Origin of the sequence: Streptomyces sp. NPDC048172, from assembly GCF_043202595.1 — a bacterium.
In the GTDB taxonomy this organism is placed as follows: Bacteria; Actinomycetota; Actinomycetes; order Streptomycetales; family Streptomycetaceae; genus Streptomyces.
Window position 1 is genome coordinate 162,722 of sequence record NZ_JBIDAT010000009.1, and the last position, 24,614, is coordinate 187,335.

The 24,614-nt window shown below is 75.8% G+C and carries 22 protein-coding genes; 10 read left to right on the plus strand and 12 right to left on the minus strand.

Going from position 1 to position 24,614, the window contains the following annotated elements; translation table 11 throughout:
• Window positions 1-265: 265 nt before the first annotated feature.
• From ACGF3A_RS34645 to ACGF3A_RS34655, 3 genes are all read left to right on the plus strand, one after another.
• Window positions 266-811, plus strand: coding sequence for an FABP family protein (locus tag ACGF3A_RS34645; protein WP_393734422.1), 546 nt, complete (start codon window positions 266-268; stop codon window positions 809-811).
• 65 nt (window positions 812-876) lie between these two features.
• Window positions 877-1,782: an alpha/beta fold hydrolase gene (locus ACGF3A_RS34650; RefSeq protein ID WP_393734423.1), complete on the plus strand. Its 906-nt coding sequence runs from the start codon at window positions 877-879 to the stop codon at window positions 1,780-1,782.
• A gap of 98 nt (window positions 1,783-1,880) precedes the next feature.
• The gene (locus ACGF3A_RS34655) at window positions 1,881-2,660 is read left to right on the plus strand and encodes a hypothetical protein (protein WP_393734424.1); all 780 of its coding nucleotides are present in this window, start codon (window positions 1,881-1,883) and stop codon (window positions 2,658-2,660) included.
• Between the two features lie 36 nt (window positions 2,661-2,696).
• Here ACGF3A_RS34655 and ACGF3A_RS34660 read toward each other — a convergent pair whose 3' ends face one another.
• The 4 genes from ACGF3A_RS34660 to ACGF3A_RS34675 are packed head-to-tail and all read right to left on the minus strand — an operon-like array spanning window position 2,697 to window position 7,136.
• Window positions 2,697-3,602 carry a UbiA prenyltransferase family protein gene (locus ACGF3A_RS34660; RefSeq protein WP_393734425.1) on the minus strand — a complete coding sequence of 302 codons (906 nt, stop codon included), beginning with the start codon at window positions 3,600-3,602 and terminating at the stop codon, window positions 2,697-2,699.
• Window positions 3,599-4,810: an FAD-dependent monooxygenase gene (locus ACGF3A_RS34665; RefSeq protein WP_393734426.1), complete on the minus strand. Its 1,212-nt coding sequence runs from the start codon at window positions 4,808-4,810 to the stop codon at window positions 3,599-3,601. The genes ACGF3A_RS34660 and ACGF3A_RS34665 overlap by 4 nt, the downstream gene beginning before the upstream one ends.
• On the minus strand, window positions 4,807-5,589 hold the full coding sequence (locus tag ACGF3A_RS34670) for a class I SAM-dependent methyltransferase (protein WP_393734427.1): 783 nt from the start codon (window positions 5,587-5,589) through the stop codon (window positions 4,807-4,809). The genes ACGF3A_RS34665 and ACGF3A_RS34670 overlap by 4 nt, the downstream gene beginning before the upstream one ends.
• Window positions 5,586-7,136 carry an MFS transporter gene (locus ACGF3A_RS34675; protein WP_393734428.1) on the minus strand — a complete coding sequence of 517 codons (1,551 nt, stop codon included), beginning with the start codon at window positions 7,134-7,136 and terminating at the stop codon, window positions 5,586-5,588. The genes ACGF3A_RS34670 and ACGF3A_RS34675 overlap by 4 nt, the downstream gene beginning before the upstream one ends.
• A gap of 188 nt (window positions 7,137-7,324) precedes the next feature.
• Here ACGF3A_RS34675 and ACGF3A_RS34680 point away from each other — a divergent pair, with 188 nt between their 5' ends.
• From ACGF3A_RS34680 to ACGF3A_RS34690, 3 genes are read left to right on the plus strand one after another with little or no spacing between them, the layout of a single operon-like run.
• Window positions 7,325-7,720, plus strand: coding sequence for a CU044_2847 family protein (locus ACGF3A_RS34680; RefSeq protein ID WP_393734429.1), 396 nt, complete (start codon window positions 7,325-7,327; stop codon window positions 7,718-7,720).
• Complete coding sequence (locus tag ACGF3A_RS34685; RefSeq protein WP_393734430.1) at window positions 7,717-8,568, plus strand: trypsin-like peptidase domain-containing protein; 852 nt, start codon at window positions 7,717-7,719, stop codon at window positions 8,566-8,568. Before ACGF3A_RS34680 ends, ACGF3A_RS34685 begins: the two co-directional genes overlap by 4 nt.
• Window positions 8,565-11,729, plus strand: a complete 3,165-nt coding sequence (locus ACGF3A_RS34690; protein ID WP_393734431.1) for a hypothetical protein — start codon at window positions 8,565-8,567, stop codon at window positions 11,727-11,729. Before ACGF3A_RS34685 ends, ACGF3A_RS34690 begins: the two co-directional genes overlap by 4 nt.
• Here ACGF3A_RS34690 and ACGF3A_RS34695 read toward each other — a convergent pair.
• Entirely contained in the window at window positions 11,706-12,146 is a 441-nt protein-coding gene (locus ACGF3A_RS34695; RefSeq protein ID WP_393734432.1) for a DUF6223 family protein, read from the minus strand. The genes ACGF3A_RS34690 and ACGF3A_RS34695 overlap by 24 nt on opposite strands.
• A gap of 208 nt (window positions 12,147-12,354) precedes the next feature.
• Here ACGF3A_RS34695 and ACGF3A_RS34700 point away from each other — a divergent pair, with 208 nt between their 5' ends.
• From ACGF3A_RS34700 to ACGF3A_RS34710, 3 genes are all read left to right on the plus strand, one after another.
• On the plus strand, window positions 12,355-13,530 hold the full coding sequence (locus ACGF3A_RS34700) for a sensor histidine kinase (RefSeq protein ID WP_393734433.1): 1,176 nt from the start codon (window positions 12,355-12,357) through the stop codon (window positions 13,528-13,530).
• Window positions 13,527-14,189 carry a response regulator gene (locus ACGF3A_RS34705; protein WP_393734434.1) on the plus strand — a complete coding sequence of 221 codons (663 nt, stop codon included), beginning with the start codon at window positions 13,527-13,529 and terminating at the stop codon, window positions 14,187-14,189. Before ACGF3A_RS34700 ends, ACGF3A_RS34705 begins: the two co-directional genes overlap by 4 nt.
• 126 nt (window positions 14,190-14,315) lie before the next feature.
• A complete protein-coding gene (locus ACGF3A_RS34710) occupies window positions 14,316-14,555 on the plus strand; it encodes a hypothetical protein (RefSeq protein ID WP_393734435.1) in 240 nt (79 codons plus the stop codon).
• Window positions 14,556-14,578: 23 nt separating this feature from the next.
• Here ACGF3A_RS34710 and ACGF3A_RS34715 read toward each other — a convergent pair whose 3' ends face one another.
• Genes ACGF3A_RS34715 through ACGF3A_RS34730 form a run of 4 tightly spaced genes read right to left on the minus strand, consistent with a single transcriptional unit; the run spans window position 14,579 to window position 20,524 of the window.
• On the minus strand, window positions 14,579-15,769 hold the full coding sequence (locus ACGF3A_RS34715) for a type III PLP-dependent enzyme (protein ID WP_393734436.1): 1,191 nt from the start codon (window positions 15,767-15,769) through the stop codon (window positions 14,579-14,581).
• On the minus strand, window positions 15,766-17,523 hold the full coding sequence (locus ACGF3A_RS34720) for an IucA/IucC family protein (RefSeq protein ID WP_393734437.1): 1,758 nt from the start codon (window positions 17,521-17,523) through the stop codon (window positions 15,766-15,768). The genes ACGF3A_RS34715 and ACGF3A_RS34720 overlap by 4 nt, the downstream gene beginning before the upstream one ends.
• The gene (locus ACGF3A_RS34725) at window positions 17,514-19,301 is read right to left on the minus strand and encodes an IucA/IucC family protein (RefSeq protein WP_393734665.1); all 1,788 of its coding nucleotides are present in this window, start codon (window positions 19,299-19,301) and stop codon (window positions 17,514-17,516) included. The genes ACGF3A_RS34720 and ACGF3A_RS34725 overlap by 10 nt, the downstream gene beginning before the upstream one ends.
• Before the next feature lie 26 nt (window positions 19,302-19,327).
• Entirely contained in the window at window positions 19,328-20,524 is a 1,197-nt protein-coding gene (locus tag ACGF3A_RS34730; RefSeq protein WP_393734438.1) for an acetyl-CoA carboxylase biotin carboxylase subunit family protein, read from the minus strand.
• Window positions 20,525-20,813: 289 nt separating this feature from the next.
• On the opposite strand from ACGF3A_RS34730, the gene ACGF3A_RS34735 reads away from it, so the two are divergent.
• Complete coding sequence (locus ACGF3A_RS34735) at window positions 20,814-21,656, plus strand: (2Fe-2S)-binding protein (RefSeq protein WP_393734439.1); 843 nt, start codon at window positions 20,814-20,816, stop codon at window positions 21,654-21,656.
• Here ACGF3A_RS34735 and ACGF3A_RS34740 read toward each other — a convergent pair.
• The 3 genes from ACGF3A_RS34740 to ACGF3A_RS34750 form a co-directional block, all read right to left on the minus strand.
• Window positions 21,598-22,566: an ion transporter gene (locus ACGF3A_RS34740; protein ID WP_393734440.1), complete on the minus strand. Its 969-nt coding sequence runs from the start codon at window positions 22,564-22,566 to the stop codon at window positions 21,598-21,600. The genes ACGF3A_RS34735 and ACGF3A_RS34740 overlap by 59 nt on opposite strands.
• 112 nt (window positions 22,567-22,678) lie before the next feature.
• Window positions 22,679-23,830, minus strand: coding sequence for an alpha/beta hydrolase family protein (locus ACGF3A_RS34745; protein ID WP_393734441.1), 1,152 nt, complete (start codon window positions 23,828-23,830; stop codon window positions 22,679-22,681).
• A gap of 147 nt (window positions 23,831-23,977) precedes the next feature.
• The gene (locus ACGF3A_RS34750; RefSeq protein WP_393734666.1) at window positions 23,978-24,568 is read right to left on the minus strand and encodes a class I SAM-dependent methyltransferase; all 591 of its coding nucleotides are present in this window, start codon (window positions 24,566-24,568) and stop codon (window positions 23,978-23,980) included.
• Between the last annotated feature and the right edge of the window lie 46 nt (window positions 24,569-24,614).

Below are 24,614 nucleotides of genomic sequence, written 5' to 3' on the forward strand. Positions count from 1 at the left end.
GTATCTGGGGGGTGGCCGGGGGGGCCCCGGTGGGGTGTGGGGCTGGGGGGGCCGGCGTGGTGGCTTGGCGCGCTGTCCCCCGCGCCCCTGCGGCCTCGGGGGCGCGGGGAACTGCGCGAGCGACCACCCACAACCCGCAGACTGCGACACACAGACAGGGGCAACCCCTGCCCAGCAGCCACAGCACAGGACAACACACCTAGGCTTCCCCCGGAATCCGCACACCCCGTAGACCGACCGGTCCCCGACCTCAGGAGCGCACCACGTGTTCGAGCCCGCGCCGGAGCACCCGTACCCCGACAGCACCACGCCGGGCGGGAAGCCCGCACCGCACGAGCTGCTCACGCCCGTACTGGGCCTGCTGGGCACCTGGCACGGGCGGGGCGAGGGCACGTACCCGACGCTCGCGGAGGACTTCGCGTACGCGCAGGAGGTCACCTTCAGCCACGACGGCCGCCCCTTCCTCCGCTACGAGGCACGCGCGTGGCTGCTCGGCGCCGACGGCACGCCCCTGCGCCCCTCAGCCCGCGAGAGCGGCTGGTGGCGGATTCAGCCCGGCGGGCGCGTGGAGGCGCTGATCACCCAGCCGACCGGCGTCGCGGAGATCGCCGTCGGCGAGGCGGCCGACGGGACCGTGGACCTCGCGACGCACGAGGTCGCGCTCACGCCCACCGCCAAGGACGTCGAGGCGACCCGGCGCCGCTACACCCTGGAGGAGGACGGCGGGGCGCTCGCGTTCGCCCACGAACTCGCGGCGGTGGGCCAGCCGTTGCAGCGGCATCTCACGGCGAGTCTGCGCCGCGCGGCGTAACCGGCCGTCGGCCGGGGGCCGTTCGCCTCTCCCGCGCCACCCCCGGCACGGGGGACCCTGGCGGGGTGCGCCCTCTCTCCGACCGGCCCTCGTCGCCGGGCAAACGGTTCGCGCGGCTCGCTTACTCCCGTATGGCGTACGTGGACGAGGGCGCCGGGCCGCCGGTCCTGCTGCTGCACGGGTGCCCGTTCTCCTCGTCCGTCTGGCGCGGCGTGAGCGCGCGGCTGGCCGGGCGGTACCGCTGCCTCGCGCCCGATCTGCTGGGCGCCGGGGACACGGAGACGCATCCGCGCGGCGACTGGCGTCTGCCGGAACAGGCCCGCGCGGTGCGCGGACTGCTGGACGCGCTCGGTGTGGAGCGGGCCGCCGTGGTGGGGCACGGCCACGGGGGCGCGGTCGCGCAGCTCATCGCCCTCCGGTACCCGGAGCGGGTGAGCGCACTGGTGCTGGCGGGCTCCCAGGCGTACGACAACTGGCCGAGCACGATCGAGCGGCCCTTCTTCCACTTCGCCCAACAGCCCATGGTGGGACGGATGATGACGTGGAACTGGTCCCGGCGCCCGCTCTTCCGCCAGTGGCTCGTCAACCACCACCTCGTGCACGACACCCGCGCCCTCACCCCCGGACTCGTGGACGGCTGCGTCCGCGACAACCTCACCGGGTGGCGCCGCCGCGCCAGGACCCGCCGCCTGATGGGCGCCCAGCTCAACCGCGCCAACCAGGCCCACACCCGTACGGCCGCCGGGGAGCTGTCCGCCCTGACGCTGCCGACGTTGCTGCTGTGGGGCGAGGAGGACGCCCATTACCCGCCCCGCTGGGGCGAGCGGCTGCGCGCCGACATCCCCGGCGCCGTACGCCTGGAGCTCGTCCCCGGCGCCGGACACCTGCTGATGGCGGAGCGCCCCGACCACGTGGCGTCGGCCCTCGACGCGTTCCTGGGGGCCCACGGGGCGGACGGCGGCACGCGCTAGTTCACTCGATGCGCTGCACTTGTGCGTGCTTCGGCGAGTGCCGCGGGGGCCGGGGGTAGTGGGGAGCCGTACGAACGGAGCCGAGCGAACGGCGATCTGTGACTGCCTCCTTTTCCCCCGAACCCCCCGCATCCCCCGCGTCGGACGGCACCGGCGCCTTCGACCCCGAGGACCGGCGGCGGCTCGACCGGACCGTGGCCCGCGCGCGGGAGGCGCTGCGCGCCCGCCCCGGGGCGCTGTTCCCGCCCGCGCTGCGCGAGGGGCGGGCCGGGCGGCTGCTCGCGGAGCGCTGCCGCTTCGCGCACCACGCGCTGCTGCTCTTCCCCTCGACGGCGGAGGCGGCGCTCGCGTCGTTCACCGCCGCCGGGCTGGATCCGGTGCGCCCTGTGCCGAGCGTCGTGGTCAAGGCGCGGCTGGCGGCGCGGTACGGGCTCGATCCGGGGCGCTGCGAGGTGTGGGTGACGCGGCTGCGGCTCCGCGCGGAGGAGGCGGACGAGGCAGAGGAGGCCAGTCCCGCCGTGGAGGCGTTCCTCTTCCCCCGTTCCTGCCCGTCGCTCGACGCGCGCCTCGTCCGCGACGAGCGGCGGCTCGGGCTGGAGGATCACACGGCCCTCTCCGTCGCCGAGCCGACCGAACAGGTGCTGGCGGAGTTGCTGGACGCCCTGACCGGGGCCGGGCTCTGCTGGGAGGGCGGCGGGTTCAACCCGCACGAGGGCCCGTACGGCAGCACCGTCCTGTACTTCGCCGGTACGGAGCGTGGGGCGCTGCTGCGCTGGGAGCTGAGCTGCCCCGGCGACTTCCGCGCGCTGCTCTCCCGCCACCCGGTCGACGACGAGGCCGTGGCACGGGTCTACGCGGCTGCCGCCCGCGCCCGGTGAGCGGGTTCCCCCGGCGTCACTCGGCCGGGGGCCCACTCACCACCACAGGCCGACGAGGCAGCCGAGCAGCACGCACGGGGGCTGGAAGCTCGCGAGGTTGAACAGCCCGAGCGCCGTGGTGCCCGACGGCTCGCGCAGCAGCCGCACGGCGGGGGCCACGAGCAGCAGCACTCCGCTCAGCACGCCCGCCGCCACCCCGGCGGTCCCGAACGACGGCCGCGCGGCGAGGGTCAGCGCGACGCAGGACGCCGCCGCCACCAGCAGGCAGCCGCACGCGAACGCCGCGCTGCGGCGCTGTCCGTGCACGGTGGGCAGCGTGGTGATGCCGAGCCGCGTGTCCTCGTCGACGTCCGCCATGTCGTTCGGGACGTTGCGGCCGCCCATCTCCCACGCCGCCATCCACAGCGCGAACAGGGCCAGCCGCACGTCGACGGTGTCCGTGAACGCGAACCAGCCCGCGGCCGCGCCGCACGCCACCAGGACGCCGCTGAGGAAGACCTTGTACGGGCTGACCCGCGCGAGCGCGCAGTACGCGGTCTCCAGCAGCACCCCCGCGACGAAGAGCGCGAGCGCCGTCCAGCTGAGCGCCGCGAGCCCCACGGCGGCGACGGCGCCCAGTCCCGCGGCCCAGCACACCCCGGCCCGGAACGTCAGCCGTCCCCCGGCCAGCGGGTGCAGCCCCGCCCGCTCCAGGTCCCAGCCCTGCCCGGGACCGGCCTCGTCGCGGCGACGGCGGTCCAGCGGGGCGTCCAGCAGGTCGTTGAGCGCGAAGGCCGCGAAGAACCCCGCGACGATGGCCACCAGCGCCACGGCGAACCGCCCGGCGGGCGGCTGCGTGGTGGCCAGCAGCACCCCGAGCACGGGCTGCGCGATGCTCAGCGTCGCCTGCGTGCCCCGCGACAGCCGGTACAGGGCCTTCAACCGCTCGAACGCGACGCTCATGGACGGCCTCCCGCGAGCGGGCCGTGGCCCGCGTACTGGACGGCGAAGTCCATGGCGGCCTCGCCGGGTTCCGACAGACGGCGCAGCCGCTCCCGCTTCAGCCGCAGCCCGAACCGCCGCGCCCCCGCCGGGGCCGCCTGGTCGACGGTGAGCAGGTCCATGAGGCGGTCGGCGAACTCCTGGGTGCGCCAGATCTGTCCGGTCCGGTGCGCGCTGTAGGAGTCGAGGGCCGCGCTCTCGCCCGTACGGCAGAACGCGGTGAGCGCCTCGGCCAGGTGCGCGGCGTCGGCGACGGCCGCGTTCATGCCCTTCGCCGCCGCGGGGACGAGCCGGTGCGCCGCGTCGCCCGCCAGGAAGACGCGGCCGAAGCGGAGTTCGCGGCTGATGGTGCTGCCCATCCGCAGCACGCCGGTCTCCCGCAGCCGCCCCACGCGGGGCAGTCCGTGCCGGGCCGCGTCGAGCCGCCGCCGCAGCTCCGCGCGCAGCCGCGGCTCGGGCCACTCGGCGGCGGCGCCACCGGCGGGGATCTGGAGGTAGCAGCGCGCCACGCGGGCCGTGCGCGGCATCATCCCGGCGAAGCCGCGGTGGTGCAGCCCGTAGGTCACGCTCTCGGGCGGCCGGTCGACCTCGGCGAGCGCGGTGAGCCAGTCCGACGTACGGCGGACCGACAGGTCGCCGCGCACCCGCCACGGTACGGCCCGCCGGGTGACCCCCCGGTGCCCGTCGCACCCGGCGACGGCGTCCGCCTCGACGAGCAGGCCGTCGCAGCGCACCCGCGGCCGCCCCGACTCCGGCTCCTCGACGCCGCGCGCGGGCCGCGCGAAGTGGATGGTGCCGCCCCGCGCCTCGAACTCCCGGACGAGATCGGCGACGAGCAGGTGCTGCGGATAGACCCAGTGCGCGGCGCCGCCGGTGCGCGCGGCGTAGTCGATCCGGACGCGCTCGCCCTCGCACAGGAAGTCGCACCACCCGTGCCGTACGCCGTCGGCGAGCAGGCCGTGCGCGAGGCCGTGCGCGCGCAGATACGCGACGACGCGGTCCTCCACGAGCCCCGCACGGGCCCGCCGTTCGAGAGCCTCACGCGGCTGCCGCTCCACGACCTCGACGGCGACTCCGGCACTCAGCAGCACATTCGCCAGCACCAGCCCGGCGGGCCCCGCCCCGACCACCACCACGCGCACCCGCCGGTGCGCGACCGCCGGGGTCACCGGGCGTCCTGGGCGGGGGCCGGGTCCCGGTCCGGGGTCGCTGTCAGGGATACGGCGAGGTAGCCGGGGAGGCTGAAGCGGTGGCGGACGTGGAGTGGGGTCGGGCTCTGTCGGGCCAGGGCGGTCACGGCGCTCGCGCTGTAGACCTTTCGGAGGCTGATCAGTCCGTCGTGCGCCTGTGTGAGCCCGCCGGTCAGTACGAACAGCGGCACGATGCCGAGGAATCCGGGGTGCCGCCAGCCGTCGATCAGCAGCAGGCGCCGCGCGACGCGGGTCCCCTCCGTGATCAGCCGGACGACCTGGGCGGGAGCGAGGTGGTGGAGCGCGAAGCAGAAGACCGCCACGTCCCAGGTGCCGTCGGGCGCGTCGATACGGGTCCCGTCCACCACGCGCAGGTCCACGCGCGGCTCGTCGCCCAGCGGTCCGGCGCGCAGCGCGGCGACGGACTCGGCGCTGACGTCGCTGACCGTGACGCGTGCCGAGGGCCGGTCGGCGAGCAGCCGCCGGGTGAGCCTGCCGCGCCCGGCGCCCAGCTCCAGGATCCTCGGCGCCGCCAGGCCGTCGGTCTCCCCCAGGGTCAGCCGGCTGCACACCCGGTAGGCCCCGGTCAGCCGCTGGAAACGGTCGAGTCCGCGCAGCACCTTGGCCGCCTCGGCGGCCCGCGAGGGCTGGTCGATGTACTCCGGGCGGTCCGTCTCGTACAGCCGGTCCCACCACGCCGCGTCCGGTCCGCCGCGCGGCATCTTCACGTCCACGTGCCCGAGTGCCTTCCTGTTCATGAGAGTTCCTGGACCGCTCGCGTGCGGGCGGCCGCGGGGGCGCGCAGCGCCCACCAGGTGACGGCGGCCGTGAGCATGACGAGAGCGGCCGTGGCGTGGGCGGTCACGGAGAGGGCGTGGGTGAAGGAGTCCGCGACCACGGCCCGTACGGCCGGGGGCAGTTCGCCGAGGTGCGTCAGCGCGTGCAGGGTTCCGGCGGTGCCCTCCTGCCCCGGGGGCGGAGCGGCGCCCGACTGGTCGGTGAGGTGCCGCTCGAAGGCGGTCATCAGCACCGAGCCCAGCGCCGCGATGCCCAGCGCGGAGCCGACCTCGCGGGACGCGTCGTGCAGGGCCGAGCCCACGCCCGTACGGTGCTCGCCGACGGCGCCCAGGATCATCTCGTTGACCACCGTCGCCAGCAGCCCGGCGCCCGCGCCGCACAGCACCTGCACGACGGCGATCAGCCCGTACCCCGACTCCGGGCCGACCCTGCCGAGCAGCAGCAGTCCGGCGGCGACCAGGCCGAGCCCGGCGGCGGGGATCACGTGCAGCGGCCCCCGCTTCAGCAGGAACAGCGCCGCGCCCGCGCCCGGCAGCATCCCGGCGGTCATCGGCAGCGTCCGTACGCCCGCCTGCCAGGGCGTGCAGCCCAGCAGGCCCTGGAGGTAGAGGCTGATCAGGAAGAGCGTCCCGAAGACGGCCAGGCACATCACGACGCCGACCGCCACCGCGCAGCGCACCCCGACGTCGCCCCGCACCCGCCGCTCCAGCAGCGGCGCCGCCGCGCGCCCCTGCTGCCGCCAGAACGCCGCCAGCAGCAGTACGGCCAGCGCGTACGCGCCGAGCACCGGCCAGCTCAGCCAGCCGCGCGACGGGCTCTCGATCACCCCCCACACCAGCGCCAGGAGCCCTCCGGCCGACAGCAGGCAGCCGACGACGTCGACGCGCGGCGCGTCCGCCGAGCGGGACTCGGGCACGCACGCCCACACGGCCGCCGCCGCGAGCGCCGCGACGGGCAGGTTGATCCAGAACCCGGCCCGCCAGGAGTACGCCTCGACCAGCGCGCCGCCGATCACGGGCCCCGCGAGCCCGCCCGCGCCGACGACCACGGTCCACGCCAGGTACGCCCGCCGCCTCGACTCCCGTTCCCGGTAGAGGGTGGTGAGCACGGAGAGCGTCGCGGGCAGCACGATCGCCGCCCCGGCGCCCATCAGGCAGCGGGCCGCGATCACGGTGCCGGAGCTCTCGGCGGCGGCGCCGATCGCGGAGGTCGCGCCGCACAGCAGCACGCCGGTGACGAAGCAGCGCCGCCGCCCGAAGCGGTCCGCGACCGCGCCGCACGGCAGCACCGCCGTGGCCAGCACGAGCGGGAAGCCGTCGATGATCCACTGGACCTCGGCCATGCTCGGGTCCAGGTCGCGCTGGAGGTCGGGCACGGCCACGTTGAGGATCGTGGCGTCCATGCTCAGCAGGAACAGCCCGACGAGCACGGCGCTCGCCGCCACCCCGCGCGGCACGCGGACGCGCGCGGGTGCGGGCGCCGACAACTCGGCGCGATTCGTCGTCATGAGGGTTCTCGGCCCCTGTTCGTCCGTAGGGCGTTCGTCCGGAGGGCATTCGTCCGGAGGATCCCGGCGAGATCACCCACCCTCACTCAACGTACACACCCCGCCGCACGCGGTGACAGTCCGTCAAAAGGGTTACGGGGCACGCAGGTCAGGCTCACGGGCGGCGTGAACCGCGCTACCTTGCCTGTGTGTTCGAGACTGACGACGAGTCCCGCGACGGCATAACCGACCTGCCGACAGTGCGAGTTGAGACCGTGGATCTGGACTCACGCGGCGCGCGGCAGATCGGGGCGCGGCCCCGGGCCTCGGCCGCGCTGAGCGAACGGTCCGAGGACGTGCGGGCGGCGATCGTCCAGGCGTCGGAGATCGCCCAGCGGTCGGTGGCCGAAGTGCCGCGCCGCGACGGGTGGTCGGTGAGCACCATGGAGATCACGTTCGGGCTGACGCTCGCCGCCGAGGCGGGGGTGATCCTCTCCAAGGCGTCGGCGGAGGCGTCGTTCGAGATCACCCTCACGGTGGAACGGGACACGGGCCGCTCCGGTGACGCCCCCTCCGGCCCGCCGCCCCCGGACGCGGCGACGTGAGCGCCGCCGACTACTGGGTGCACATCCACGACGACGACCGCTATCTCGGCGCCGGGTTCCTCCTCACGCGCGGATTCGTCCTCACCGCGCTGCACTGCCTGGGCAGCCGCCCCTCGGACCAGTCGCTGCTGCGCCTCGAACTGCCCGACGGGCAGAGCGTCTCGGGCCGGGTGTGCGACGCCGTCAAGGAGTCGGACCTCGCCCTGATCGCGGTACGGAACGCGCACGCGCACGCGGCCTCCCTCCCCCAGGCCCCCGCGACGGACGCGCCACGGGCCGACGTCCGCTGGCACTGCCGCTACCTCCCGCCGAACGAGGACGCGGGCACCCGCCTCAGCGGCAACGTCACGCACGCGCCCGTCGACCACCGCTGCCTCGCGGGCGGCGTGGTCACGGCGCTGCAGCTCCAGGTGGACCAGTCGCTCGGCAGCTTCGCCGGGTACTCGGGCGGCCCCGTGGCGACGGAACCGGACCGTGCGGAGGAGGTCGAGGGCCCCGTCGTCGGCATCCTCCTGGAGGAGAAGCTCAACCGCCTCGACCCGGCACGGGGCAGCAACGTGCTCTTCGCCGCGACCGTGCGCCATGCCGTCGAGCGCTTCCCGCAGTTCGCGGTCGACCACCTCCGCGCCGTCGTCACGGACCCCGGCCGGGACCCGGCACGCCCCGCCGCTCCCCGCACGTCCGCCCGTGAGTCGGCGCTGAGCGGCATCACCGACATCCTCACCTCGCTGCGCCAGTGGGAGGAGAGCGGCCTCATCACGGCCGCCGAGGCCGAGGAGACCCGCGGCCGTACGCTGAAGCGGCTCACCGACGGCTCCCTCGACGGCCCCGGGGACGGCGGCCCGTGACCGGCCCCCACGGGGGCGGCGCCCCGTTCTGGACGGTGGCGGTCGAGGCCGCCGAGGCGGCCGTACGCGGCGACGCGCAGGCCCTCGCGCTGCTCGCCGACCCGGACGACCCCGTGCTCGCCGACGTGCTCAGGCATCCGGCGCTGCTGGACACCCCGGAGGACGCGGGGCGGTTCGCGTATCTGGTGGCGCTGCTGCGGGAGTCGGGGCGTACGCGCTCCCACGCACGGGCGCTGGACGAGGCCGAGGGACGCGTCGCGGCGGACGCGGTACCGGGGGCCGTGCGAGGTGCCGTGCACACCCGGGTGGCCGTGCTCCTCGACGAGGCCGGGCGGCACGAGGCGGCACAGGAGGCGCTCAGTTCCGCGCTCCCGGACGCGCTCGACGGCCCCGACGGCGCGCAGGCGCTCACGCTCCTCGGGGCCCTGGCGGGCCGGCGTCAGGACTGGAGGGCAGCGGCCTCGTACGCACGCCGGGCCACCCGCCACCTCTCCGCCGTGCCGGACGCCCGTGGCCGGCTGGAGATCCGGATGCGCTCCAGGTCCGTCCTCTTCCAGGCGGCGAGGGCCAAGGGTGACGGAGACGCCGCGCGGGAGCTGGCGGCCGAGCTGGAGTCCGTGTGCGAGGAGCTGATCGACGCGTGGGGCAGCGAACACCCGCGCGCGCTCACCGCGTTGGTGACGATGGCCTCGGCCCGGCGCGAGCTCGCCGTGCGGGACGGGGACGCCCGGAGCGCCGACCGGCTCACGCACGTACTGGCCGCCGCCGCGCAACGTGTCGCCGTCACGCTCGGCGCCCGGCATCCGCAGACCCACGCCGTGCGGGAGGCACTGGCCCGCGCGGAGGCTCCGGTGGCGGTACGGGCCGGCCACGAACCCGCGCCGCTGGACGTGCTCTCCCTGGAGCTGATCGTCCACGGCGTCGTCAACACCGACCCGGCGGAGATGCTGGGCGACACCCGTATCGAGCAGACGCAGGGCGACACCACCGCCGGGCTCTTCCGGCGTACGGAGGACGTGGACGCCGAGGAGCGCGGGGGCGAGGGTGAGGGGCCGCGGTCCGTCTCCGAGGCGTACACCTGGTCCAACGCCGTGACCGGCAGCCGCAGCCGCACCCTGTGGCTGCTCCTGCTGCCGTTCACGCTCATCAACCTCGCCCACTGGACGCGGCCCGCCGCGCGTGGCCACACGCGTACGGTGCGGCTGCACGGTGCGGTGGTGCGGACGCTGGCGCTCACCCTCACCGCGCTGACCGTCGCCGCCGTCTGCGCGGTGGCGATGGACGTCGTCGCGTGGCAGTGCGCGGGCACGTACGCGTGCGCGGACGACCGCTCCTGGCTGGCGTTCATGGCGACGGGGGCCGACGGCTCCGGGAGCTGGTGGAGCAGGCCGGGCTCGCGGCTGACGGTGGCCGCGCTGGTGCCGACGGGGCTGCTGGCGCTCGTGTGGTGGCTGGCGCAGCGCACCTGGCACGCGTACGAGAACAAGCCGCCGGTCAGGCCCTTCGAGGAGGAGCCGTCGGACGGCCCCCAACAGCCGCTCTCCCTGCCGGGCTTCTGGTACTCGGCGCGGCTGATCGCCCGGCTGCGCGCCGCGCACACCGCGCTGGGGCTGGTCGTCATCGCGATGTTCCTCGTGGTGGCACCCCGTCAGTACGACGGGAGGACGCCGGGCACGAGTGCCGGGCTGGAGGCGTTCGGGTGGGTGGTCCTGGGGCTGGCCACCGTGTGCGGGGTGCTGGCGGTCGGCGTCGCGGTCCGCAGGGGGCGCAGCGAGTTCCGGCTCGACGTGGAGCGCGACCGGGTCCCCGTCCGCGTGCTGCCCCTGCTCGCGCTCCTCACCCTGCTGCTCGCCGCCGCCTACGCCCTCTGGCCGCGTCCCGGCTGGGTGTCGGCGGGGAGGCTGGCCGGGGGCGAGGTCTTCGGGGCGCTCGCCACGCTGCAGTGCGTCGGCGTGGTCCTCCTCGCCCTCATCGGCCACCAGCTCCACCGGCGGCGGCCCGACCCCCGCGCCGCGCTGCGCGGGTTCGCGCCCGCTGCCGCCGCCACGCTCGCGTGCGGGCTCGCGATGGCGCTGGCGGCGGGGGCCGCGCAGGGCGTCACGGACTGGCTGTTCGGGCGGGGCGCGTTCGGCGGAGAGGGACTCCCGTTGCCCGGGCCGCCGCCCCAGCTCATCTGGACGGCGGCCACCATTCCGGTGCTGCTGGCGGTCGTCGTCGTCCTCTACTCCGCCCAGGCCCTGCGCCTCCACGCCGACGCCCGCCGCCTCACGCCGGAGATCCCCCACCTCTACCCCGAGTCGGTGCCGGAGGTCTCACGGACCCGGCTCATCACCCGGGCGATGGCGCGGGCCGACCTGCTGGACGCGGTGCCGCGGCTGCTGGCGGTCGCTGTCACGGCGTCCTATCTGCTCATGTACGCCACGGTGCTGGGCTCCCAGCTCACCGGAGCCTCCCCCAGGGGCCTGGGAGCCCCCCTCTCGGCGGTGCAGACCCTCGGCTCCTGGCTGATCGCGCTCGGCTTCGTCCTCTTCCTCAACCGGGGCCGGATCGCCTACCGCGACCCCGCCTCCCTCAGCGCCCTCGGCATCCTCTGGGACGTGGGCACCTTCTGGCCGCGCGCCGCGCACCCCTTCGCGCCGCCCTGCTACGCGGAGCGCGCCGTGCCCGACCTCGCCTGGCGGATGGCGACCTGGTCCCATCGCATGGGCCCCCGGGGGCGGTTGCTGGTCTCCGGGCACTCGCAGGGCAGCGTCCTCGCCGTGGCCGCGCTGCTCCAGCTCGACGCGCGCACCCGGTCCCGCGTGGCGCTGCTGACCTACGGTTCGCCCCTGGAGCGGATCTACGCCCGCTGGTTCCCCGCCCACTTCGGCCAGGAGGCTCTTGCCGCCCTCCACTACGAGGTCGGGAGCTGGCGCAATCTGTACCGGCTGACGGACCCGGTGGGCGGGCCGATGCGGCTGACCGGCGACGGGCCGGAGGTCGACGGAGCGCCGCTGCGCGACCCGCTCGCGTACGGCCGTACGCTCGAACACCCCCTCCCCCGCCCGGTCATGGGCCACGGCGACTACCGCGCCGACCCGTCCTTCGCGGAGGAACGGGCACGACTGCTGGCACCGCCCCCGACCGGCGGGCGCGGCTCAGGAGGACCGGGTCGGCCGTGAGCGCGTGAGGGCCACCCGGCCCAGCACCAGCGCGCCCGCGCCCACCAGCATCGCGACGAAGGCGCCGCCCAGGCCGTTGCCGGTGCCGAGGCCGCCGTCGGCGGTGGCCGCGACGAGGGTGCCGAGGGCGAGGGCCGCCGCCCCCGCCGTCAGGGCGACGACGGCACCGTGCCGTGCGCCGGCGCTGACGTGCGGGCGGGCCAGGGCGAGGACGCCGAAGGCGAGGCCGGTCAGGCCCAGCACGGCGGCCGTCACGGCGCCGAGCCGCCCGGCGCTCAGGGCGGTGGCGGAGGCGGCGCTCGGCTGGGCGGCGGCGTGCGCGGCGGCCGGTGCGGCGAGCACCAGCAGGGCGGCGAGGGCCGCGCCGGTCGCGGTGAGCGCCCGTCGGGCCGTGGGCAGGAGGGCTGTTGGCCTCATCTTCGTTCTCCTCTTGTGCGTGTCCGTCGAGCCTGGCGTCGCCCGGGCCGCCCGTCGTCCCGCGGGCGCGGACACTTCGCGCTGCCGTCGGCGCGGCACGCGCGTGCCGCGGACGCCGCAGCCGCGCGGCGCGTACCGCACGCGCGGTAGTCGAACGCTCGTCCCCTGGCGGGACCCGCCCAGCCTGCCGCGCGGCTAGGGTGCGGCCATGGGTACGGGACGACCCCGGGGGCGGGCGCCCGGTGCCGGGGACTGGGCGATCGCGGCCGGGGTGACGGCGGCGCTGCTGGTGACCGGGGTGGCCGGGGTGGCCGGGGAGTCCGCGCGGCACTCCGGCACCGGCACGCATCTCGACCCGCTCGGCCCGCTGCTGCTGGCGGCGGGTGGCCTGGCGCTGGCCGCGCGCCGGACGGCTCCGGTGCCTGTGCTGGCCGTGACCGGGGTGTGCGCGGCGGGGGCCCAGGCGGCGGGGTACGACGTGCCCGCCGTCGCCTACCTGTTCGCGGTGTACGCGGCCGTACGGGCGGGGCACCGGACCCTCACGGTGGTGGCGAGCGTGCTCATGCTGGCCGCCCTGCCGCTGGCGGCGCTGCTCTCCGGGACGCACGACGCGGGCGCGGCGTTCGCGCAGGCGCGGGGCGCGCTGGAGATCGCCTGGCTGATCGCGGCCGGGGCCGCGGGCGAGGCGCTGCGGCAGGCCGAACGGCGGGCCGACGAGGCCGAGCGCACGCGGGAGGAGACCGCGCGGCGCCGCGCGGACGAGGAACGGCTGCACATCGCGCGGGAGTTGCACGACTCGCTGACCCATCAGATCTCCATCGTCAAGGTGCAGGCGGAGGTCGCCGTCCGGGTGGCCCGCAAGCGCGGCGAGCCGGTGCCCGAGCCGCTGCGGGCCATCCGGGAGGCGGGGCGCGAGGCGGCCCGGGAGCTGCACGCGACGCTGGGGGCGCTGCGCGACGACGGCACGGCCCCGCCGCGCGGGCTCGACGACGTACCGGAACTGGTGGAGCAGGCGCGGGCGATCGGCCTGGAGGCGACGTTGACGATCGAGGGAGCGCGCCACGGCATGCCCGCGGCGGTGGACAGGACCGTCTACCGGATCGTTCAGGAGGCGCTGACGAACGTGGCCCGGCACGCGGCGGCGCGCACGGCGTCGGTCCGGATCGACTGTCGTCCGGACGCGCTCGCGATACGCGTGGACGACGACGGCCGGGGCGCGTCGCCGGGCGGCGACGGCGTCCCCGCGACCGCGACCGCGACCGGTGTCGGGCTGGCCGGGATGCGCGAGCGGGTCACCGCGCTCGGCGGGCGGCTGCGCGCCGGGCCGCGCGACGGGGGCGGCTTCTCGGTGCGGGCCGAACTCCCCGTGGACCGTACGCCGTGATCCGGGTCCTGCTGGTGGACGACCAGCCGCTGCTGCGCAGCGGGTTCCGCGCGCTGCTCGACCTGGAGGACGACATCGAGGTGGTCGCCGAGGCCGCCGACGGGCGGCAGGGCCTGGAGCTGGCGCGGGAACACCTGCCCGACATCGCGCTCGTGGACATCCGGATGCCGGTCGTGGACGGCATCGAGGCGACCCGGCGCATCGCCGCCGACCCGGCGCTGGCCGGGGTGCACGTCGTGATCCTGACGAACTACGGCTTCGACGAGTACGTCTTCCACGCGCTGCGCGCGGGCGCCGCCGGGTTCCTCGTGAAGACGATCCTGCCGGAGGACCTGCTGCACGGCGTACGGGTGGCCGCGCGCGGCGAGGCGCTGCTCGCCCCGTCGGTCACCCGCAAGCTGATCGACCGGTACGTCACCCAGCCGCTCCCGGGCGACGCCGCGCCCGGCCTGGAGGAGCTGACCAACCGCGAGCGCGAGGCCGTCGCCCTGGTCGCGCGGGGCCTGTCCAACGACGAGATCGCGCGGCAGATGGTCATCAGCACGCTCACCGCGAAGACCCACGTCAACCGGGCCATGGCCAAGCTCCACGCCCGCGACCGCGCCCAACTCGTGGTCCTCGCCTACGAGTCGGGCCTCGTGACACCCCGCGACCGCTGACGGGCCCGGGACTGCCGACGGGCGGCAGGCGCGGCCCCCGCCACGCTGCCGGGCGGACCCGTCACCCGGCAGGGGGCCGGGTGCCTAACCTCGGCGCACGAGGAGAGAACGGGAGGGGGCGGGCGGATGATGCTGGCGACTGTGGGGGCAGTGGCCCTGGTGATCGCGCTCGCGGTGACCGTCCTGGCGCGCCGGGAGCGGCGGCGCGCCAGGACGGGGGCGGCGCCCGGGGCGCGGCGGATCGAGGCCGCCGCGACGCGGGGCATGCGGGACGCGCGCCTCACGGCACGCGCGTACCGTTCCCACGGCTCGGCGGCCGGGGTGAGCGGACTCCGGGGGCGCGACCCGGGCCTCTGGCGGCTCTGACCTCCCCGGTCGTACACGGCGGTTCAGCCGAGGAAGTGGAAGCCCGGCCGGGGGTGCATGAGGAAGTCGTGGTGCGAGATGTTCCACGCGTAGGCGCCCGCGAGCGAGAACGCCACGCGGTCGCCCGCGCGCAGCCCCCGGGCCGGTACCGGTACGCCACGGGCCAGCACGTCCTTCGGGGTGCACAACTGGCCCGTGAGCGTGACCCGTTCCCCGGCGGCGGCCGGGCGGGGCCAGGGGTGCGGCCAGGACTCCACGGGGAGGACGGCGCAGGGCTGGTCGTGGGCCTTCGTCGCCGGGGTCCGGAGGTGGTGCGTGCCGCCCCGGACCACGGCGAACTCCTCCCCGTGGCTCCGCTTCACGTCCAGCACCTCGGTCGCGTACCAGCCGCAGTACGCGGTCAGGGCGCGTCCCGGCTCGACGCGCAGCGTGAACTGGGGGTGCGCCGCGGCGAGACGGCCGAGCGCTTCCCCGTACGCGGCCCAGTCGAAGCGGGTCTCCGGTGACGCGTAGTCGACGGCCATGCCGCCGCCGACGTTCACCTCCGCGAGCCGTACGCCGCACCGCGCGGCCAGCTCCGCCGCCCAGCGGACGACCGTCCCGGCGACCTCCGCCTGCGCGGCGGCGTCGAGTCCGCTGGCCAGGTGGGCGTGGACGCCGCGCAGTTCGAGGGGGCCGGTGACGAGTCCGGCGGCGGTCTCCACGTCCGCCGGGTCGAGGCCGAACGGCGTGGGTCCGCCCCCCATCGCGAGGGAGCTGCCCTCCAGCCGGCCGGCGGGGAGCGGCAGGTTGACGCGGAGCAGCACGCCCGCCCGTACGTCCGCGCGCCGGGCCAGCTCCGCGAGGACCCGTACTTCGTGCAGGCTCTCCACGTGGAAGCGGTCCACGCCCGCCGCCAGCGCCGCCGAGATCTCCGCCGGGGTCTTCCCCGGGCCGCCGAAGGCGAGCGGGCGGCCGGGCACGGCCTCGGCGACGTGGGCGAGTTCGCCGCCCGAGGAGACCTCGTAGCCGTCCACGTACGGCGCGAGCGCGGTCAGCAGCCCGGGCTCGGGGTTGGCCTTCGCGGCGTAGTACAGCTCGACGCCCCCGGGCAGCGCGGCGCGTACGCCGTCCGCGTGGGCGCGGAGTGCCGCGACGTCGTAGACGTACGCGGGGAGTTCGGTGCCGGCGAGGGAGAGCACGCGCTCCCGTACGGCGGGGGTCGGCGCGGTCATCGGGTCCTCCGGGTGGCGTCGGGGCGTCCGTCGGCGGGGCTCCGGCCCTCCGCGAGGGGGCTCGGGAGGCGGACGTAGGCGGCCCGGCGGTCGGCCTGGCGGGCCCAGCGGGTGAGCAGGTTGGCCTTCGCGGGCAGGGGCGCGCCCGCGAGGAGGTCCGCGAGGCGGGGCGGGCAGCCGTGCCGTTCGGCGTACGCGCGCAGCGTGGCCCGTACCTCGGCCCACAGCGCGCGCTCGGTCTCCGGGTGCAGGTCGGCGAGGGCGGCGAGCATCTCCGCGAGGTGGTTGACCAGCAGGCAGTAGACGACCCGGTCCCAGCCGCGCGCCGCGTCGTACGTCAGGGGGTCCGCGACGTCGGCGGGCAGCGCGGCGAGGGCCTCCGCGTGGTGCTCGGGGAGGAGCTTGGTGCCCTCCAGGTCGCGGAAGACGACCTGGGCCGGCATGCCGTCGTCGTCGACGCAGACGAGGACGTTCTGCAGGTGCGGCTCCAGGACGAGGCCGTGGTCGAAGTAGGCGGCCAGCACGGGCGGGACGAGCAGCCGCAGGTACGCCGACCACCAGGCGAGCGCGCCCTGCGGGCCCGCGCCGCGCAGGAGCCGGGAGAGGTGCGCGGGGCCCGTCGGGTACTCGTCGGCGACGGCCGCCGCGAGCAGCGGGGTCGTGCCGGGCAGCAGGCGCGCGGCCAGCCCCTCGCGGACGATCACCCCGAAGCCTTCGAGCAGTTCCGTGTCCGGCGTACCGTCGTCCGGCACCGGGAGGGCGAGGCTGCGGTAGGCGGGTTCGCGGAGCATGGCGCTGCCGGGGAAGCGGGCGGCGAGGCCGTCGAGGACCGGTTCCAGCAGCCGGGTGAGCGCGACGGCCCCGGACAGCTCGTAACGCGCGTTCTTGCGCAGGCAGTTGGTGAGGCGGACGTTGAGGCTGAACTTCAGGAACGTGTCCCCGTCGTAGAGCGTACGGACGGACGCGGTGGCGGCGAACGGCCGTCCGCCCGGCCCCAGGTCGAGCACGTCGCCCCGCGCGAGCGCTGCCCGCAGGGCGGGGTGGCCGCTCAGCATCTCGTACTGCCAGGGGTGCGCGGGCAGCAGCCGGTAGCCGTCCGGGAGGTCCGCCGGGGCGCGGAGGCGGTCCAGGGCCGCGTCGGCGCCCGGGTGCGCGGTCTCCCCCGCCAGTAGGTGGGCGCGGACGGCGAGATGGCGCAGCGGGAAGGAGGCCCCGGTCTCCGGCGCGTACGCCCGCCAGGTGGCGTGGTCGCCCGTACGGGCCTTCGGCGTGGGGTGGAAGCGGTGGCCGAACAGCAGCGACTGCTCGGAGGCGAGGTAGGTGCCCGCCGGGTCGGTGGGCTCGGGCACGGGGCGCGCGGCGCGGACGGCGAGCGCGGCGGCGACGGCCTGGTGGCTGGAGGCGACCTGGTCGAGGAACTCCTCGTTGCGCTCACCCGTACGGAGCGCCAGCTCGTCCCGGACGTACGCGCCGAGGCGCCGCCAGCCGACCCCCGTCCAGCGGCCGTCGCGCCCCCGCTCCTGGACGGGCCCGGCGAACCGGTGGGCGCCCAGCAGCGAGGTGCGGCGCAACGTGACGCGGAGCGGGACGCCCCGGCGGGGCAGCCGCAGCAGCAGCTGGTCCCCGTGGACGGCGGTCGTCCGCTCGGGGCCCGCGACCTCGCGCAGCAGGCAGTTGAGGAGGGTGTGCGCGACGGCGTCCTCGGCGGTGACGGAGAGTCCGGTGAGGGAACCGACCGCATCGGTCATGGGCATCGACGGCTCCAGCGGAGGTAGTTCGGGCCTGTGGTGTAGTGCTTGTTGACGTCGGCCGCGCCCGAGCGCTCCTTGGTGAGCAGCGTCCCGGCGGTGACCATGGCCTTGACCGGCAGTTCCGGCGCGTCCAGGACGCGGGAGCGCAGCAGCGCGCCCGGCTCCCCAGGTGCCGTGCCGAGCCGTTCGGCGGCCTCTTCGAGCCGCGCGCGGATCAGCCCGAGCAGCGTCGGCAGCGGGGCCCGGCCGTGCCGGGCCAGCGCGAACGCGGGCGCGGCGGCGCAGAGATGCACGGTGATGGTGGTGAACAGGTCGGCGAGCTGCCCGTCGTCCGCCGCGAGGATCCGCGCGTCGGCGAACTCGGACGGGTCCGGCGCCTCCGGGCCGAGGGAGGCCCGTACGCGGGCGGGGTTCAGGCGCGGCCCGTCGTTGTCCTTGAACAGCAGTCGCAGCCGCGTCCCGCGCACGGCCTCGTCCCGGTCCAGGACGAGGGAGACGTTCTGCTGGTGGGACTCCAGCGCGATGCCGTACCCGAGCAGCGTGGTCTGCCAGTCGAGGAGCGGAGTGAGGAAGGCGTCGAACAGGGCGACGGGATCGCCGCCGTAGAAGCGGTCCGCGAGGCGGTCGATCACCAGCGCCCGGTCCTGTGCCCCGTCCGGCGTTCCGCCCGGCGCCTCGCTCAGCAGCGCGGCCAGCGGCGTGATCACCGCGCCGTCGAGGCCGGGCGGGAGGCGGCGGCAGAGTACGGCGAGGAGTTCGTGCCCCGCGTGCGCGTACACGGTCTCGTCCGCGTGCAGCACCGTGTCCCGGAAGCGGGGCTCGCGGGCGGTCACGGCCTCCAGCAGCCGCTGGCAGACGGCGCCGTCCACGAGCGTCCCCGGCTTGATCGTCCGGCGGTTGCGCAGACCCAGGGTGGCGGTGGCGAGCGGCAGCTTGAGGTGGAGTCCTGGCGCGTCGGCGACGGCGACCGTCCGCATGGAGAGGGTCGGTACGACGTCCAGGTACGGGCGTTCGGCGAGCACCGCCCCCCGGTCCTGGAGGCCCGTGGCGCGCAGGGCCGCACGCAGGGGCGCGCCGAGGGTGAGCGGGTGGACGGGCAGCGCGAGACGACTCGCGTCGGGTTCGGGAAGGCCGAGTGCGGCGGGGGACGGCCACAGGCCCGGCAGGGCGTCCGTACCGCCCGGCACGGTGAGCGCGTCGCGCGGGACGGTGAGCCAGCGCAGCGCGAAGCGCGGGTGGAATTCCGGTGCGTACGCCCGGAGTTCGGAGTCGCCCAGTCCGGCGCGGCCCCGCCCGGTGGGGTAGACCGGGTGGTCGTGCCGGGCGGCGAGGGTGTCGTGGGCCAGCCCCTCGGCGGGGCCCGTCCAGCGGGCGGGGTCGGCGCCGTAGCGGTCCCGGAGCCGGGCGGTCACCTCGTCGCGCGTACGGGCGTGGAGGCGCCGGGCCGCGAGATCCTCGCGGCACTCCTCCGCGAAGGCGTCGAAGCCGGGCCGGTCGGCGGGGTCCGCGAGGGCCTTGAGGGCGGCGAGCACGACGCCGTACGAGGTCAGCCGCAGCTCCTCCGTTCCGTGCCGCGCGACGAGGTAGGGCGCGCGGGCGGCGTACGCGCACTGGAAGCCCTCCTCCGCGACGGGCAGCAGCAGCGCGTCCCCGTTCTCGTCCCCGTGTTCGCCGGTGGGGAGGCGCAGCCACCGGCCGTCCTCGCGTTCGAGCGGTACGGAGCGGGTGCGGAGCCCGGCGACGTCCTCGCGCAACAGCGCGTCCAGCACGCGGAGCAGCATCCCCCTGCCTGCGGGGGCGTGCGGGCTCACGGGGTGATCTCCCAGCGGTGCGCGCCGAGGAAGTCGTCGACGGCGCGGTCGACGGCCGTCTGGTCGGTGCCGGTGGCGCGGACGACGCCGAGGAAGTCGCGGTTCGTGCGGTGGAGCGCGTGCCGTTCGCCGAGCGCGCGCAGCGGCCGGTAGGCCAGCCGTACGCCGTCCACGGCCAGGTCCGTCGCCTCGGGCGCGGCGGTCAGCGTTCCGGCACGGTCGGCGCACGGGTACTCCAGCCGCGCTGCCCCGTCGGCGCGCGCCCCGAGGTCGGCGGGCAGCGGCTCGCCCAGATGGGTGCGGAGGACGTGCGCGAAGAGGGGGACGTCGAGGAGTTCGGCGAGCAGCAGGTCGCACTGGTCGCCGATGGCGCGGTAGTTGACCTCGATGAGGCGGGCCCGGCCGTCCGCGCCGACCACGAACTCGGTGTGGCAGGCGCCGAAGCCGACGCCGAGCGCGTCGAGCTGGGCGAGGACCTGCTCCGTGACGGCCTCGGGGTACGCCCGTACGAACGTCATCCGCTCCTCGATGAAGTGCGGCGGCGGTGACAGCTCCGTACGGAAGCCGCCGAGGACATGGCGGACGCGGCCGTCGCCGAGCGTCTCCAGGGTGAACAGCTGTCCGGACAGGTACTCCTCGACCACCAGCGCCTCGCCGGGCCGCCGGGCCCGGGTCTCCGCACAGTGCGCGACCAGTTCCTCCGGCCCGTCCGCGAGCACCACGTCCTCGCTGGCCACGCCCTCGCGGGGCTTGACGACGCACGGGTAGGGGACGCCGGAGGCGCGGGCAAGGACCGCGGGGTCCTGGGCCGGGCCCAGCTCGGCGGAGCGGACGGTGTCGGCCCCGGTCGCGGCGAGGTGACGGCGCATCTGCGCCTTGTCCTTGGCGCGCAGTGCGGCCTGCCACGGCTTGCCGGGCAGGCCGAAGTAGTCGGCTGCGAGCGCCGCCTGGGTCTGGAGGTGGTCGCTGTTGGTGAAGACCGCGTCGGGCGCGTGATGGGTGGCGATACGGCTGATGACGGCGCGGAAGTCACGTACGTCGCACTCCAGGACCTCGGCGTGCGGGACCGCTTGGCGATGGGCCTCCGGCCGGTCGGTGAGCAGCGTGACGGCGAGGCCGAGGCGGGCGGCGGCGGGCAGGAAGCCCTCGGTCACCGAGTCGGTGGGCTTGAGGGCGAGCAGGTACAGCCGCATGGGCGACGGCCCCTTCCGGGTCGAGGGGTACGGGCGCGCGGCGGCGACAGGGGTGACCTCCGGACTCGGCGCGATCCGCGATCCGCGATCACCCTGGTCACGGCAGCGGCGGCAGCTTAAGTTAGGTAAACCTAACTCCTCAACTCGCCCTGCGGCGCGCCGACATGCCGCACCCGGCCCGCGTGCGTACCCACCCCCTTCAAGGGGTTAAGGTAAGGCTCACCTTACCGACTTGATCGTTTGGAGTCGCAGTGCCACGCGCCGCAGCGCCCCGCGGGGAAGACCGCCGATGACCACGGCCGCCGCCCCCGCACCGCCCCTCAGCCCGACCGCACCCCTCGCCCGTACGTACGGGCGTGTCCTCTCCCTCTGCGAGGCGCTGGACGCGCGGCTCGTCGACGCGCACCCCCAAGGCCGCCCGGACGGCGCGTCGCTGGCCCGCGACGAGGAGGTCCTGGACGCCTGGATCGCGGCCGAGGCCGCCCGCGTCCGCGCCCGCCACGGGCACGAGCCCCGGCACGACGTCGCCGCCTCCCGCACCCTGCACACCTACCTCTGGTCCGTCAGCCTGCTGATCAGCGGCCCCTGGTACCTGGAACGGCGCGTCCCGCGCCTCGCCCCGCACGAGGTCGCCCTCGATCTCGCGGGGGACGTCCTGGAGATCGTCCCCGGCACGGACTTCGCCTGCCTCCCCGACGACCCTGCGGCCTCCGCGCCCGGCGCCCGCGTGGTGGCCCACGAGGAGGCGCTCCGCGCGGAGTTGCGCTCCGCCGTCGCCGACCACGTACGCCCCCTGCTCACCGCCGTCGGCCCCCGCGTACGCCGGGGAGCGCGCGCCCTGTGGGGCATGGTCTCCGACGACCTGGTCTCCGCGATCTGGCACGTGGGCCGCGTCCTCGGCGAGGAGCGGCACGCCGCCGGGGAGGCGACGCGCGTCCTGCCCGAGCCCGTACGCCCGTTCCCCGGCGGCGCCGCCTTCCGCGAACTCCCCGGCACCGAGGGCCGCAGCCACCTCACCCGCACCCGCCTCGGCTGCTGCATGTACTACACGCTCGCCGCCGCCGAGGCCTGCGTCACCTGCCCCCGCACGTGCGACACGGAGCGCCTGCGGAGGCTGGAGGAGACGGACTGACAATCGTGGCGGAGGCGAGGTCGTGCTCCAGCGCGTCCAGGGCGCGGCGGGCGGCATCGATCCGGGCACGGACGTCCGCGCCCGGAACCTCGTCACGGCTGCCGTGCTCGCCGTACTCGGCGCCGCGACGGTCGCCGTGGTCCCCACGGTCGGCCTCCCGCGCCTCGTCGAGGGAGTTGATGACGACGCCGATGAGCAGGTTGACCAGTACGAAGGAGCTGAGCAGCACGTAGGACGCGAAGTAGACGATGCTCCAGCGGGAGATCTCCAGCCCCGTACGGACCGCGTCGCCGAGCCCGTCCAGCGTCATCAGCAGGAAGAGCGTGAGCCCGGCGCGGCCCAGGGACCCGAAGTGCTCGGGGTCGCCCCCGGCGAAGAAGACCCAGCCCGCCATCGCGTAGACGTACAGCAGCAGCGCGCCCACGAGCAGGAAGCTCAGCGTCCCGGGCAGGCTCTTGCCGACGGCGACGAGCACGATGCGCAACTGCGGCAGGAACCGGGCGGCGCGCAGCACCCGCGCGAGCCGCAACAGGCGCAGCACGGTGGCGTTCTCGCGGGCGAACGGCAGATAGGCGACCAGGACGACGCCGAGGTCGAAGACGTTCCACGGATCGCGGAAGAACGCCTTCGGGCGGTCCGCGCAGGCCGCCAGGCGCAGCACGATCTCGGCGGTGAAGGCCGCCAGGAACACGTGCTCGACGGCCTTCAGTTCGTCGTGCCAGCGGCCCCGCGCCTCCGCGTACGTCTCGACGCCGAGCAGCAGCGCGTTGCCCAGGATCAACCCGAAGGCGAGCACCCCGAACCAGCCGGACTCGGTGACCCTCCGGCACCGCTCGGCCAGCTGCGACGCACGGTGACGGCGGCGGCGCCGCACGGGTAACGGAGGTACGGGGCTTGCGGGTTCGGGCATCGTGCTTCCTGGTGCGAGGGGCGGACGGGCGGACGCGCGTACCGACGGCGAAAACCTACAGGAGTGTAGAAGATGCCTGGTCGGCGCGGTCTCCGGCCGCCCCTGGCCACCGTTACGGCCGGTGGAACCGCACCTCCGGGTAGCGCGGCGACGGGCCGTCCAGCAGGGGCGCGGGACGGCCGCGCAGATGACGGTCCACGAAGGCCGTCACGTAGGCGCGGGTCAGTGTGTCGCAGCGGTCGCCGTCGAGGTCCTGCATCGGGAGCCCGACCTGCTTCCCGAGCGGCGCGTTGTCGGTGAACGAGCCGTGCTCCGTGCCGTCGATGCTCAGCCACCGCTTCCAGCCGGTCAGTTCACGCCACGTCTCGTCCCAGGACGGGTCGTCGGGGTCGCCGGGTACGTGGGTGGGCTGGCCCAGCATCAGCATCGGCCGGTTCAGCGGAACGTCGTTGGGATAGCGGAAGTTGCCGTCCATGTTGACCCCCGCCTTGATACGGGGATCCGCCAGCATGGCCGGAATCGTGCTGAAGCCCCCCGCCGAGTGGCCGACCATCGCGACGCGGTCGGTGTCGGCCAGCCCGCGGTGCCGCCACCCGGGGGCGCCGTCGGCGAGCGCGTCCAGCACGAGCGACATGTCGGCGGCACGCGCGTCCCCGGTCCTGGCGTACGGATCGGGGTCGTCGCACATGTCGCAGCCGGTGGTGTGCCCGTCGGGGAAGGTGATCCCCCACGCCTCGTGGTTGTGCCCGACCCCCGCCACCACGTACCCCCTGCTGGCCAGCTCCTCCGCGAGCCCGGTGAGCGTGGCGCGCGGCATCCCGTACCCCGGGGAGAGCAGCACGACGGGCCGCCCCGCACGGTCCTTGGGGCCGGTCTTCGGCCCGGCCTCCGGGGGCGCGTCGACGGTCGCGTGCGTACGGACCCGGCTCATGGTCTCCGGTGGCAGCGGGACCTCGTTGGCCTCCAGGTACTTCTTGGACTCCGCCTCCGTCATGTACGGGGCGGGGGTGCCGGAGGGCTTCCTCGCCGGGTACCAGACGGTGACCATCAACTCCCGGCGCTCGCCGGGCACCCACGGGTCGGCGCGGTCCCGGTCCACCAGGTGCAGCGTGGACCTCCCCACCGCGTGGTGCCCGCCGGGCTCGGCGAGCCGGGGCGGTTCCCCGGCGCCCGCCCCCGCCTGCGCCGCGGGGACGCACAGGCTCCCCGCCATCGCCAGGGCCGCGACCACCACGGCCCACGCGCGGCTGCTCTTCCTCTTCATCGGCGTCTCCTCACGCTCGCGCTCACGCTCCGGCCACGGCGCGGGCGTTGGCCCGGCCGTGGCCCGGAGCACTCACGCTAGGGAGCGGCGGAGGAGCGGCCGACACCCTGGAGAACCGGATCGGAGGGCGGCTGTACCGCCCCCGGGTTACCCCTGCGGAGCCAGCCGCATCAGCAGATGGCCGCGCCGGAACCGTTCGCCTTCCAGGGGCTCGCGCAGCATGCGGCCGGTCTCGGTGAACCCGGCCTCGCCCGCCAGCCCGGCCAGCGCGTCGACGGGCCACCGGTACGCCGTCGTCACCTTGTGGTCGAACTCCACCAGGGGGCCGCCCTCGGACTCGAAGAAGGCGAGCAGCAGCTGGCCGCCCGGAGCCAGGACGCGGCGGAACTCGGCGACGTACGCCGCCACGTCCTCCGGCGCGGCATGGATGACCGAGTACCAGGACACGACGCCGCTCAGCGTGCCGTCGGGTACGTCGAGCGCGTCCATCGAGCCGACCTCGAAGCGCAGCTCGGGGTACGCCTCACGGGCGAGGCCGATCATCGCCGGTGACAGGTCGATCCCGAACGCGTCCAGCCCCAGACCCCGCAGATGCGCGGTCAGATATCCGGGCCCGCACCCCAGCTCCGCCACGGGCCCGCCCCCGGCGTCCCGTACGGAGTCCGCGAACGCGGCGAGCAGGGCACGGTCCAGGGGGAGGCCGCCGAGGGAGTCCCGGGCGAGATCGGCGTAGAGCATGGCGACGGCGTCGTAGGCGTCGGCGGTCGCGCGGTGGTGGGTCGAG